The sequence below is a fragment of the Streptomyces sp. NPDC059743 genome (genome assembly GCF_042732975.1).
GTDB lineage: Bacteria > Actinomycetota > Actinomycetes > Streptomycetales > Streptomycetaceae > Streptomyces.
Genome location: NZ_JBHWGS010000010.1, coordinates 319,258 through 331,407, shown reverse-complemented (window position 1 = coordinate 331,407; position 12,150 = coordinate 319,258). Strand labels below are relative to the sequence as shown.

The 12,150-nt window shown below is 69.3% G+C and carries 10 protein-coding genes and 2 pseudogenes; 9 read left to right on the top strand and 3 right to left on the bottom strand.

Annotated elements, in window-relative coordinates; all coding sequences use genetic code 11:
- Positions 1-93: 93 nt before the first annotated feature.
- The 9 genes and pseudogenes from ACFV6H_RS20105 to ACFV6H_RS20065 all read left to right on the top strand — a co-directional run.
- A pseudogene (locus ACFV6H_RS20105) lies at positions 94-501 on the top strand (RNA-guided endonuclease InsQ/TnpB family protein); the annotation flags it as partial.
- A gap of 70 nt (positions 502-571) precedes the next feature.
- Positions 572-3,400, top strand: coding sequence for an RHS repeat-associated core domain-containing protein (locus ACFV6H_RS20100; RefSeq protein WP_385543777.1), 2,829 nt, complete (start codon positions 572-574; stop codon positions 3,398-3,400).
- A 644-nt stretch (positions 3,401-4,044) separates the two neighbouring features.
- Positions 4,045-4,875 carry a Scr1 family TA system antitoxin-like transcriptional regulator gene (locus ACFV6H_RS20095; RefSeq protein WP_384978993.1) on the top strand — a complete coding sequence of 277 codons (831 nt, stop codon included), beginning with the start codon at positions 4,045-4,047 and terminating at the stop codon, positions 4,873-4,875.
- Positions 4,872-5,090, top strand: coding sequence for a DUF397 domain-containing protein (locus ACFV6H_RS20090; RefSeq protein ID WP_385543774.1), 219 nt, complete (start codon positions 4,872-4,874; stop codon positions 5,088-5,090). The genes ACFV6H_RS20095 and ACFV6H_RS20090 overlap by 4 nt, the downstream gene beginning before the upstream one ends.
- 11 nt (positions 5,091-5,101) lie before the next feature.
- The gene (locus ACFV6H_RS20085; RefSeq protein ID WP_385543771.1) at positions 5,102-5,311 is read left to right on the top strand and encodes a DUF397 domain-containing protein; all 210 of its coding nucleotides are present in this window, start codon (positions 5,102-5,104) and stop codon (positions 5,309-5,311) included.
- Between the two features lie 73 nt (positions 5,312-5,384).
- Positions 5,385-5,639, top strand: a pseudogene (locus tag ACFV6H_RS20080) (antibiotic acetyltransferase); the annotation flags it as partial.
- Positions 5,619-5,822: a DUF6234 family protein gene (locus ACFV6H_RS20075; protein ID WP_385543809.1), complete on the top strand. Its 204-nt coding sequence runs from the start codon at positions 5,619-5,621 to the stop codon at positions 5,820-5,822. The pseudogene ACFV6H_RS20080 and the gene ACFV6H_RS20075, both read left to right, overlap by 21 nt.
- Before the next feature lie 146 nt (positions 5,823-5,968).
- Positions 5,969-6,682, top strand: a complete 714-nt coding sequence (locus ACFV6H_RS20070) for an MBL fold metallo-hydrolase (RefSeq protein ID WP_385543768.1) — start codon at positions 5,969-5,971, stop codon at positions 6,680-6,682.
- 57 nt (positions 6,683-6,739) lie between these two features.
- A complete protein-coding gene (locus ACFV6H_RS20065; RefSeq protein ID WP_385543765.1) occupies positions 6,740-7,387 on the top strand; it encodes a TetR/AcrR family transcriptional regulator in 648 nt (215 codons plus the stop codon).
- 11 nt (positions 7,388-7,398) lie between these two features.
- Here the strand turns inward: ACFV6H_RS20065 and ACFV6H_RS20060 are convergent, their stop codons facing one another.
- The 3 genes from ACFV6H_RS20060 to ACFV6H_RS20050 all read right to left on the bottom strand — a co-directional run bounded on the left by ACFV6H_RS20060 (position 7,399) and on the right by ACFV6H_RS20050 (position 12,116).
- A complete protein-coding gene (locus tag ACFV6H_RS20060; RefSeq protein WP_385543762.1) occupies positions 7,399-8,658 on the bottom strand; it encodes a winged helix DNA-binding domain-containing protein in 1,260 nt (419 codons plus the stop codon).
- Positions 8,659-8,848: 190 nt separating this feature from the next.
- Positions 8,849-10,738, bottom strand: coding sequence for an ATP-binding cassette domain-containing protein (locus ACFV6H_RS20055; RefSeq protein WP_384978975.1), 1,890 nt, complete (start codon positions 10,736-10,738; stop codon positions 8,849-8,851).
- A 67-nt stretch (positions 10,739-10,805) separates the two neighbouring features.
- Positions 10,806-12,116 carry an asparagine synthase-related protein gene (locus tag ACFV6H_RS20050; protein WP_385543758.1) on the bottom strand — a complete coding sequence of 437 codons (1,311 nt, stop codon included), beginning with the start codon at positions 12,114-12,116 and terminating at the stop codon, positions 10,806-10,808.
- Positions 12,117-12,150 lie beyond the last annotated feature (34 nt).

Sequence of the window (12,150 nt, the reverse complement as noted above, 5' to 3'; positions counted from 1 at the left end):
ATGTCCGTGGGGCTTGCTTGAGCCGGATGCGATGTGAGTCGCACGTCCGGTTCTGAGGGGGCCGGGACGCAGCAATGCGTCCCGGCTACCCGACTTGCCGTTGAGGACCTGGCGGTCAGGGGACTCGCCCGTACGCGCCTGGCCAAGTCCGTGCACGACGCCGGATGGTCCGCGTTCGTCAGCATGCTGGAGTACAAGGCCGCGAAGTTCGGCCGCGGCTTCCACCGCATCGGACGGTTCGAGCCGACCTCTCAGGTCTGCTCCGTGTGCGGCGTCAAGGACGGCCCCAAACCCCTGCACATCCGCGTGTGGGAATGCGGGGCTTGCGGGGCCGTCCTCGACCGGGACATCAACGCGGCGGTCAACGTCGCCAAGGCCGCCGGACTGGCAGTGTCAGCCTGTCGAGCGCAGGTAAGACCGGTACTCGTACCGGCCCAGCGCGGTGAAGCAGGAACCCACCGAGACGGTCAGCCGACCGTGGCAGGAATCCCCGCCCTTTAGGACGGGGAGCGGAAGTCAAACCGACTCCACCGGCGCCACCACCACACTCCATCTGAACGAACTCCTCCAGGTGGTCCGCGAGACCGATCCGCTCGGCCACAGCACCCTGCGTACCTGGGACCGCCACGACCGCATGTTGTCGCACACCGACGCACTCGGACAGCGGACGCGGTACTCCTGGGACGAGCACGGCGATCTGGCCGCGGTCGACCTGCCGGACGGTTCGACGGTCACCGTCCGCCACAACGAACTGCACCAGCCCACGGCCATCACACGGTCGGACGGCTCCACTTGGCAGCACCGGTACGACGACCGCGGCAATCTGACGGAGATCCATGCTCCGGACGGCGCCGTGACCAGGGCGGCCTACGACGCGTCGGGCGCACGCCGCACCACCACCGACACCGCCGGAGCCGTCCACCGCGTCACCAACAGCCCTGCGGGACTGCCCGTCGCCGTGACGGATCCGCTGGGCAACACCACCGAGGTGGTACGCGATCCCTTCGGCCGCCCGTCGGCCCTCACCGACGCCACCGGAGCCGTCTGCCGGCTCACCTGGACGGTGGAGGGCACTCTCGCGCGCAGGGAGGACCACGACGGCGCCACCCAGCTCTGGGAGTACGACGGCGAGGGCAACTGCCTGCGCCACACACATGCCACGGGCAGTGTGACCTCGTACGAGTACGGGCCCTTCGGCCGGCTCGTCGCCCGCACCACACCGGACGGTGTACGGCACGAGTTCGCGTACGACACGGAGCTGCGGCGCACCCGGGTCACCGACGGCCGAGGGCTGAGCTGGACATACGCCTACGACCGGGCGGGCCGGCTGCTCTCCGAGACGGACTTCGACGGCCGCAGGCTCGCCTACGGCCACGATCCGCTCGGGCAGTTGGTCTCCCGTACGAACGCGCTCGGCCAGACACTGACGGTGGACCGCGACGCGCTGGGCCGGATCGTGGCGAAATCGGCGCCCGAGGGCACCACGCACTACGGCTACAACGCGCTGGGACGGCTCGTACGGATCGCCTCGCCCACGTCCGAGCTGACCGTCGAGCACGATGTGCTGGGCCGCGTCGTGGAAGAGGTGACCGACGGGCGTGCCGTCCGTTTCTCCTACGACGAGGCCGGGCGACGGGCCGGCCGCACCACGCCCAGCGGCGCGTCCACACACGGTACGTACGACCTGGCCGGGAACCGGACCGCGCTCGACATCGCGGGACACACCGTCGCGTTCACGCACGACCGGCTCGGCCGCGAACGGACCCGGATCTTCGGCGAGGCCACCGCGATGCCGGTGTCCGTCACCAGCGCCTGGGACTCCGCCGGCCGTCTCACCGAGCAGACCGTCGCCGCGCCGGACCGGACGCTGAGTGCGCGGGCCTACCGGTACCGCGCCGACCACCATCTCACCCGCATTGAGGACCGGCTCTCGGGCGCGGTCACCACCTTCGAACTGGACGTCGTCGGGCGGCCGTTGGCGGTGACTGCGGGCGCGGCGGACGACTGGCGCGAGGAGTACGCGTACGACGCGGCCGGAAACCAGACGGCCGGCTCCTGGCCCGACAGGGCTCCGCACTCCGGGAGCCGCGGCGGGCGCGCGTACGACGGGACGCGGATCCGTACGGCCGGCGCCGTGAGTTACACGTACGACGCGGCGGGCCGCGTCACGGAGCGCCGTAAGAAGCGGCTGTCCCGCAAGCCCGACATATGGCGCTACACCTGGGACTCCGAGGACCGGCTGATCGCGTGCACCACGCCCGACGGGACGCTGTGGACCTACGCCTACGACCCGCTGGGCCGCCGTACCGCCAAGGAACGCCGGACCGCGGACGGCGGGATCGCCGAACGGACGGTGTTCGCCTGGGACGGCTCCCGTCTCGCGGAGCAGGAGCAGGAACAGGAACAGTCGGACACGGCCGCCGGTGTCACCTTGACATGGGAGTACGACGGTCACCGCCCGATCGCCCAGTACGAGCTCAAGACGCTCTCGCAGGATGAATTCGACTCCCGCTTCTTCGCCATCGTCTCGGATCTCGTGGGCACTCCCACCGAACTCGTGGACGAGACCGGGAAGGTGGCCTGGAGCGCGCGGTCCACGAGCTGGGGCATCACCGCGTGGAAACCGGGCGGCTCAGCCTATACACCGCTCCGTTTTCCAGGGCAGTACGAGGATCCGGAAACCGGGCTGCGGGACAACTTCTTCCGGCATTACGATCCGGAAACCGGCCGCTATGTCACACCGGATCCGCTCGGAATCGCGCCCGCGCCGAATCCGCTCACCTATGTGCACAATCCGTATACGTTCTGCGGTGAACGAGGTCCTGGCCCGAGTGTTCCCGGAAGCGGTCGCCAGTGGAAAACTCAAGGCTTATCACGTACCGGGCAATGGCATGAGTGGAATGAGCGCATGGCTGTAATGGTCGAAGTAGTGGTCGAGTTGCTGGAAGGCATCCGGAATCGCGTTCCGCTGACCGGCGAGAGCGTGGCGGCGGAGTTCGCGGCCCAGGGCTGGCAGGCCGGCGGACGGCCGAAGAACGGCTTCGAGACGTCATGGGACAAGGACGGCGTCGGAGGCTGGGTCCATCCGTACAACGGCGGTGTCCGCGTCGAGTTCACCGTATGGATACGGGACGCGGACGAGGACACCGGCTACTTCGAGGACCTGGACGCGGTCTACGAGGAGGGCGAACAGGCGCTGGCCGCCGTCCTGCCCGGGATCGAGTCCTCCGCCCTGGCCGCGCACCTCACCGAGGCCGAGGGCACGGAGGAGGGCGCGGACGAGGACGCGGACGAGTTCATCGCGTACCGGAAGTGGACCTTGGACGGCCGGAAGCTGGTCGCCGGAGTCATCCAGGAGGACACCGACCTCCCGGTCCGCGTGATCGTGGCCCTGGAATAGCGTGCCCCCGGAATAGCGTGGCCCTGGAACAGCACGAAAGGAACCCGGCCGAATTCACGGACTCTTCTCGTGGTCGCTTTCTCCCTCAGCCGCTTTGAAACAGTCTTCGTGTGCGGGCATGTACCATCCGGGACCGGAGGGCGCATCCCAATACGTACTGCGCTGAGGTTCCTCAGGTGCCACCGGCCAGTGGCACACGTAGCATCGGGGCTGCTGATCACGGGACACGTTGCGCGGTATTCGCTTTCGTAGTGGTGGGCAGGCTTGTCGGTCACAGCCGCCGTCCCAGGATGTCCATTTCACGGTGACGCTGGGCCGTGTCCTGCTGAAGGCGGGGCATGAGCCGCGCCATGGCCGGACTGTCGTCCGTCGGTTCCGGGGGACGGTGCACGCACATGGGGCAGCGGCACGGGGGAAATTCGATACCGGATCGGGGCGGGAACTCGCCGCCCTCGGGAAGGCCGGCGGTCACTCCGCCTTCTTCCGGGGGCAACTCGTCCGCTTCGCTGAGGGACTTGGGGGAAGTGTGCTTCCATGACAAGGTCCGCTCCTCTCCGTAGCGATACGGCTACTGGGAGCACTCAGAGTGGCGTAGAGTCAGGAAGCGTTCAACGTGTCAGAGATGACAGGAGAGTTGGTGCCAGATGGTCAACCGGAAGGAACTCAACCCGGACAGCAGTCCGCAAGCCGCCTACGGAGCAGAACTGCGCCGCTTCAGGGAAGCGAAGGGCTGGAAGCAGGAAGACCTGGCCGCCCAGATGGAATATTCCAGCACGCATATTTCGGCCGTTGAAACTGGTCGGAAGATGCCAACCTTGCGGTTCGCGCGCAGTGCTGACCGTGCGTTGGGTACCGGTGACCTGTTCGAGCGCAAGTACCGTGAGATCAAGCATGGCGCCCTGCTGGAAGGCTTCTCGGAGTTCGTGGGGTACGAGGGCCGGGCGGTCGAGATCCGGCTGTACGAGATCGGGATCATCCCTGGTCTGCTACAGACTCCGGAGTACGCACGGGTACTTGCCGACAGTGCCGTACAGCGGCGCGCCATCACGCCTGAGCAGGCCGACGAACGAGTCTCGTTTCTGGCGGAACGGCAGCAGGCGTTGGAGCGGTCCCGCCCTCCGATGATGTTTCTCGTGATGGACGAAAGTTGCATCCGGCGAACCGTCGGCGGCCGTGCGGTCATGGAGCCGCAGCTTGAGAGGCTGGTCGAGTTCGCCGCCGCCCCGAACACGGTGCTACAGGTAGCGCCGTTCGACATGGGCGAGCGCCGTTCGTTCGACCTGCCCGTCACAGTGCTGACGCTGTCCGACCGATCCGTAGTCGCCTACGCCGAGTCTCAAACTCAGGGACACCTGGACCGTGAGACGACTTCCGTAGTGCCCATACTGACGGCCTACCATCAGCTACAGGCCGAAGCGCTCTCCCAGGCGGCTTCCGTGGCCATGATCGAGCAGGTACGAAAGGGCATCCCGTGACGACCGAGTCCCCCCGTTGGTTCACCTCCTCCTACAGCAACAACGGCGGCCAGTGCATCGAGGTCGCTGCCAACCTCGCCTCTGCGCGCGGCGTGGTTCCCGTCCGTGACTCCAAGAACCCGAGCGGTCCGGTTCTGGACCTCCCTGCCGGTGCGTTCGCCTCGTTCGTAGAGGGTGTCAAGGCAGGCGGGTTCGCCCGCAGCTTCGACGCGTGAAAGGGCATCCCGTGACGAACGAGTCCCCCCGTTGGTTCACGTCCTCGTACAGCAACAACGGCGGTGACTGTGTTGAGGTGGCCGCCAACCTCGCCGCTTCGCGTGGCGTGGTTCCCGTCCGTGACTCCAAGAACCCGAGCGGTCCGGTTCTGGACCTCCCTGTCGGCGCGTTCGCCTCGTTCGTAGAGGGCGTCAAGGCAGGCAAACTCGACACTGTCTGATGCGGCGCCTCATGCGCGCCAACCCGAGCCCCGCCGGCACTCCCTCTCGGAGCGGCGGGGCTCTTCGCTGCCGTACGTGCAGGTGGGCACAGGAGTGCGGTTCATCATGAACGGCGCCAACCACCGTGCCAACCACCGTATGGACGGCCCTTCGACCTTCCCTTTCCCCACCATGGGCGGCTCATGGTCCGAGCATTTCGACCTGCTCACCGGCCTGCCGAACCGAGGCGACACCATCGTCGGCAACGACGTTGGGTTCGGCTACGGCACGACGGTGATGCCCGGCGTACGGATCGGACACGGCGCGATCATCGGCTCCGGCGCCCTTCCAGCGCCGAATCGCCGGTGCCCCTGGTCGCACCGAACACGCCGAGGCGCGGACCTTGCCCTCGCGATACCGCTGTTCCTGGTGGAGACCGCGTGGCTGGTGCTGGACCGGATGTTCGGCCTCGGCCTGGAGGTATGGGCAGCGCAAGGCGGCAAGGCGCAAGTCGACACGGCAACGACCTGACCAACGCACGCAGACCCGCATCAGCGAGGCATTGCCAAGCCAAGATCGCGCCCGTAACATCACACCTGTGAGTTGAAGGTCGTGAGGTTATCAGGGCTCACGGCTACCGCGGGTGAATCCGTCCGGTTTGATCAAGGGAGACTGCTGTGAAGATCGTTGATCTGCGTCCTGACTTGCGCATGGTGCTCGACAACGGGCCCGGGCAGGCCTACCTGCTGCGCCGCGGGTCGGACGCGGTGCTGGTCGACACCGGCATCGCCGGGCAAGGCGAGGCCATCACCGAGGCGTTGCGTGGTTGGGGCCTGGACCGGGAGTCGCTGACCCACGTCGTCCTGACGCACTGGCATCCCGACCACGCCGGGTCGGCTGCCGAACTGGCCACCTGGCCGAATGTTCGCATCTGGGCGCACCGCGGCGATGCCCCGATCATCCGCGGGGACAGCTACGGCTCGTTTCCCGCCCTCACCCACAACGAGGAGGGGCTCTACGCCCACATCGCCGGCACCATCCCCGACGCCGCACCTTCCCGTGTCGACCGCGAGCTCGAAGACGACGAGATCCTCGACGCGATCGGCGCCCGCGTCCTGTCGACTCCCGGCCACACCGACGGCAGTATCGCCTTGCACTTCCCGAACGAGGCCGTCCTGTTCACCGGTGACATCGCCACCGAGCACCAGGGCCAGGTCATACTCGGGCCGTTCAACCATGACCGGCCACTGGCCCGTGAATCTTTCCGCCGCTTCGCCGACATCGATGTCGACACCGTCTGCTTCGGCCACGGTCAACCGCTACGCGGTGACGACACCGCCTTGCTGGGCGCTGCGGCCACCGCCGACGAGGTCCCCGACCCTCTCGGCTGACGCGCGTTCGCATGACGCGCGTTCGCACCGATTTGGCGTCGGCGTAAAGTTACGGCCGTGAGCAAAGAGGCTGCCGGGAGCAGACGGCGCAACGCCCGAGGTGCGGGGCATGCACTACGCGACGACATCGTGACGGCCGCCCGAGAGATTCTCATCGAGGACGGCTACGCGAGCTCGGTGACCTTGCGTGGGCTGGCGCGGCGGATCGGCATCGCACCGCAGTCGATCTACCTGCATTTCGCCGGCCCGGACGAGATCGTGCAGGCCGTCACCGTCGAGACCTTCGCCCAACTGGGCCGCTTCATCACGGATGCGAAACAAGGAATCGAGACGCCTCGGGACCAGCTCATCGCCGGCTGCCGCGCCTACATGGCGTTCGGGGTCGACAACCCGAATCTGTACGGACTGCTCTTCCAGCGCAACCGGCTCCTTCGCGGAGCGGAACCCCGCCCCGCCCCCGCAGACGAGCCGGACAACCGCAACCCCGACGCCGGGCCGTTCGCCTACCTCATGGACGGCGTCCGACTCTGCATCGCCGACGGATCCTCCGGCGTGAAAGACGTCCTGTCCACCGCAACGCAATTGTGGGCGGCCATGCACGGCTTTGTTCTGTTGCGCAACGGTTACGAGTTCCCGTGGCCGGACCTTGCCGAAGCCGAGGTAGAGCTCATCAGCTCAATCGCGAGACTCCGCGAGCCCGACTGACTGTGCTGGATTCAGAGATGCCTGCCGGTGTCGACGGTGCCGAGAGCCAGGCTGGGGACGGCCTCCAGGATCTGGCCGACGCGCTCCGACTGGGCTTCCAGGTCGGCCAATTGACGCTTCGTCAGTTCCTGGAAGGCCTCGACCTTGATGGCGACCTTGCGTCCGGAGCGCTTCTGATGCCACACGCCGGACACCACACCGCCGATGGTGACCACCTGTACGGTGCCGGCCTGCCCGCGCGTCAGGGCGCGCTCGGCGGCCTGGCCGGGATAGACGCGCGCACGCGGATGGCTTCCCACCGCGTAGGCGTCGAAGTACGGCAGGAGCCGCAGCCCGTCCGGATCGGCGCCGTCCGGGCCGGCGCCGGGCGGATCGGCGCCGGGCGGATCGGCCTGCTCGTCGGCCAGCTCGAAGAGTGTCGTATCCGCTGTCGTACCCGCGCTCTCGCCGGTCTGGCCGCTCTTGCCGCTTGCCCCGCGTCCCACCGGCCGTAACTCCTCGCGCAGCGAGGCGAACAGCGCGCTCGCCCAAGGGCGCGGCGCGCTCAGCCACTGCGCGAAGTGCCGCGCGTTCGCCGGGCCGTAGGCGCGCAGATAGCGGCGCAGGACCTCGGCCTGGGCCGCGTCCGCGTCCATCGGTGTGAAACCGGGCAGCCAGCGGTCCGGACTGGTGTACGTGACCTTCCGCCCGCGGTTCGGGCCGAAGCACAGCACTCCACGATGACCGGCGGTGTGCAGCGCCTGCCGCCAGCGCGGCCACATCCCGTCGAAGCCAGGGACGACCGGGTCGGCGGCCCAGTCCCCGAGCCGTGCGATCACCGCCTCGCTCAGCTCGTCGACTGTGGGCGGTTCGCCCTCGCGCAGCACGTCCGCGACGGCGCCGACCACGGCGTCGGTCTGCGCGCCGTCCATACGGGCCGCCACGGGCAGCCCGCCCGGAGGCATCGGTACGGCGGCCAACGCGCCCGTCCACAGCGGCAGTTCGTGGGACGGCAGCAGATGCACCGTGCCGCGCGGCCCGAACGTCTTCACCAGCGTACGGTCCTCCCACAGCGCCCGTCGCACATCGGCACGGGTCGTCCCGGCCGTCCGCAGCCCGATCGACAGCTCGGCCGCGGACATCACCTGCGCATGCGCGCCGCATATCGCGCCCGCGACCGCCGGAATCCGCCCGGCGGCGGCCGGTACGTCCAGACTGTGCCTGGCCAGCCGCCGGGCGCGGACACCCGGCCAGGACTCGTCGGGGACATCGGGCTGCTCACTGACGGCCATGTGCGGAGGTCCTCCTGAACGGGCGTCGGGCGTACGACGTCGCGGGGCACTGGGTCTGGGGCCAGCCTGCCACGGCCCGGGGCGAGGGGGTGGCCGAGGAGAGAGCGGCCCTGGCACGAGCGTACGAAGCGTCCCGGACGGCCGAAGCGGCACGGGCGTATGACGAGAAGGCGGCTGCCCCCGCCGTCGCTCACCGGTCCTGGGAGAGCTTGTAGAGTTCCGCGAACAGTCCGCCAAGATCCATCAGCGCCTCGAAGCCGCCTTCCTCACGCACCCGGCCGCCGTCGAGGACGACAATCCGGTCTGCGATCCGGGCGTTCTCCAGGTTATGGGTGACGAACACAGCGGCCTTGCCGGTGGCGAGCTGCTTGAAGCGGCTGATGACCAGGTGCTCAGCGCGCGGGTCCATGGCGCTGGTGGGCTCGTCGAGCATGAGCACGGCCGCGTCGCGGTAGAAGGCTCGGGCGACCGCGATGCGCTGCCATTGCCCACCGGACAGGTCGGTACCGCCCCAGTTGGAGCCGGCGACCAGGGTGTTGAGCCCGTACGGGGCCTTTGCGATGACGCTGTCCGCGCCGGCCGCCCGCGCGGCTTCGAGGAGTAGGGCGTCGTCGGCGGTGCGGGGCTGGCCGAGATGGATGTTGGCTCGCAGGTCCATGGGCCAGCGGGTGTAGTCCTGTGGCACCAGGCCGACGCGGGACCACACGCTGTGCGGATCGGCCCCGGCCAGATCCACCCCGTCCCAGACCACGCTGCCGCCGCCGTTGGCGATCCGTAGCCCGGTGAGCAGGGCAGACAGGGTTGTCTTGCCTGAGCCGTTCTCGCCAACCAGAGCGATCAGCTCGCCCTGGCGCAGGGTGAGGCTGACTCCGTCGACCGCCGGGGCGTCCGCGCCGGGATAGGTGTAGATGACGTCTTTCACCTCGATCACGGCGGGCGCGCCGACCGGAACCTGCTCGGTTCCTCGTACGGCGCGCAGGGCGTTGGCCCGGCGCAGGAACGCCTGCCAGTCCTCCAGGTACAGGGACGTGCGGAACAGCCGTGCTGCGGCCATGACGAGGGAAGTCAGGGCGCCGGTGGAGGTGCGTACGGCGATGACGGCGGTGGCTGCCAGGGCAAGGTCCATGCGGCCCGTGGCGGCGAGCCAGCCGAGCGCGGCCCAGGTGAGGCTGAGCATCAGTCCGCTCAGGCTCGCGCCGAGCAGAGTGGCCCGCAGGACTCGCGGGGCAGCGGCCCGGTGAGTGGCCTTGATCCGGTCCGTGATCTGGCGGTACCAGGTCATCAGGAAGCCGGACATGGTGGTGGCGCGGACCTCGGCGGCGGTGCGGCGGTCGGTGGAGTAGTACCGCAGCAGGTAGCGCAGGTGGTTGTCGGAAATGTTCTGGTGGTCGGCCCGGTGCTGGATCCGAGCGGTGGCGACCGCAGCCGCGCCTTTGGGCACCACCGCGAGGACGAGCAGCGGCAGCAGCAGCGGGTGCAGCACCGTCAGCACCGAGGCGGCGGCGACGAGCTGAGCGAGGGCGGAGACGAGGGCCTGGGCGTCGCCGATGAGGTTCTCGGTCGCCTCGGCGCCCTTGCCGGCGGCCTGGAGGCGGTCGGTGAAGCCGGGCAAGTCGTACGCCTCCAGCTCCACTTCCGGCGTCGCGGCCAGGATCTGGAGGTCCGCCTCGGTGGCGACCTCGGGGGCGAGCCGCGCGGAGGCGTAGACGGCGAGCGCGTCGGCCCCGGCCCGTACCCCGGTGGCGACGGCGACCACGATCAGTGCGGGGGTGGCGGCGCTCACGCGGTCGGCGACCGCGCCTCCGGTGAAGAGGTGGTTCATCGCGCTGGGCAGGGCAGCGAGGGCAACGGCGGAGGAGGCCGCGACGACCAGCAGGCAGAGCGCGAGCCACAGCATCGCTCGCCGGTCGGCGGCCCAGCCGAGCCGTACGGCGGCGGCGAGCGTACGTGGAAGCCGGGCGGCCATCCGCCACCAGGAGGCGTTGGCGATGTCCTCGAAGTGCGGGTCGCTCTGGTAGCCGACCTGCTGCGGGGAACGGGTGGTTTTCGGGGCGGGTGAGGACTGCGTCACCCGCCCCATCCTGGTGCGTCCGACGGGGCGTTCGGGGCCGTTCGAGCCGAAGTCGCCCGGGTGGTGGAGGAGCCGTCTACAGGGCCCGCAGGGCCAGCTCGATGGAGGTGATCAGGAACAGGCCCGTGCGGTACGGCGCGGTCTCGTCGGGGCTGAGGGCGGCTCGCTCGACGGTCTTGGTGAGTACGTCGGCGTCGAGGTATCCCTGGTCGATGAGGTGCAGATCCTTGCCCCAGCCGCGCAACAGCCCGGATGCGTACGCGTGGATCGATCGGTTCATCAGATGGCCGAAGTTCTCCCGCAGTACGGGGTGGACCACGGCGTCGGGCAGGCGACGCTGTGCGAACCGTTCGGTCAGCAGCCGCTTGTCCCGCTTCCACTCGATGGGGAGGCGCTGCCCGAAGCGCACCAGGTCGGGGTCGGTGAACGGGGCGACGGTCCACATGCCGCGCCGGGCGAGGAGCGGGGTGGCGACCTCCAGGGCGACCAGCGCGGTCTCGGGTGCCACGGTGGCCGGGGAGATTCCGGTGTTCACCTCGCCGAGCAGGTCACGGACCCGCTCGCCGCACCAGGTGGGCGCGGTCGGCGTACGTACGGGCCCGCCGTCGGGGCGGCGGACGCGCGCGACTTCGTCGCCGCCGAACCCGGTGACCACGGTGGTGATGCCGCGTGCCATCAGGGCCTGGGCGAGTGCGTCGGCGGCCTCCAGGTGCGGCTCGTCCAGCGGACTGATCGCCTCGGGACGGGCCCGGCGGAGACCTCCGGGGGCGAGCGGCGGATGGTTGGCGGCGGGCACGGTGACGTCGTCGGCGAAGTCGGCGTGGTCGATGACCATGCGGCGCCGCGTCTCCTGCTGGGGCCCGGCCTCGCCGCCGATCAGCAGCGCACATGGGGTGATCGCGCCCGGGTGCGTGAGGGCGAGGGAGAGGGAGAGGTTGGTGGAGTCCTTCCCGCCCGACAACTGGGCCGCGGTCTGCGCCGGGACCAGGGGGCGGTGGGAGTGGATGTGGTCGACCAGCGCCTCCAGCGCCCCGACCAGCGCCGGCCCGTCGGTGCCCTCGGACAGTTCGGAGGGCTGGGCGTGCTCGGCCGCGGCCGGGTAGACCATGCGCAGACCTTCGGCGTCGGCGTACGCGGTGGACCGCTCGGACAGCCGCTTGATGCTGGTGAACAGTGTGTCGTGGCCGTAGCGGGTGGTGCCGGTCAGAAGCCGTGTCACCTCCTTCTCGTCGAGCCGGTCCGGGGCCTGGTGGGCGCGCAGGTCCATCAGCTGCCACGAGCCGGCCAGGCGCCCGCCGGAGTGGGCGAGGTAGAGCGGGCACACCCCGCCGAGACCGGTTGTAAGGCGCAGCCCGTCGGGGCCCGGGACGACGTACGCGCGGATCATCGCGCTTGACCTGGTTGCCCAGGCTGAGCAGCAG

Excerpts from the sequence above, each read along its gene's own strand:
- ACFV6H_RS20095 (WP_384978993.1), top strand. The coding sequence starts at position 4,045 with ATGGTCAACCGGAAGGAACTCAACCCGGACAGCAGTCCGCAAGCCGCC.
- ACFV6H_RS20060 (WP_385543762.1), bottom strand. The coding sequence starts at position 8,658 with ATGGCCGTCAGTGAGCAGCCCGATGTCCCCGACGAGTCCTGGCCGGGT.
- ACFV6H_RS20055 (WP_384978975.1), bottom strand. The coding sequence starts at position 10,738 with ATGGGGCGGGTGACGCAGTCCTCACCCGCCCCGAAAACCACCCGTTCC.
- ACFV6H_RS20050 (WP_385543758.1), bottom strand. The coding sequence starts at position 12,116 with ATGATCCGCGCGTACGTCGTCCCGGGCCCCGACGGGCTGCGCCTTACA.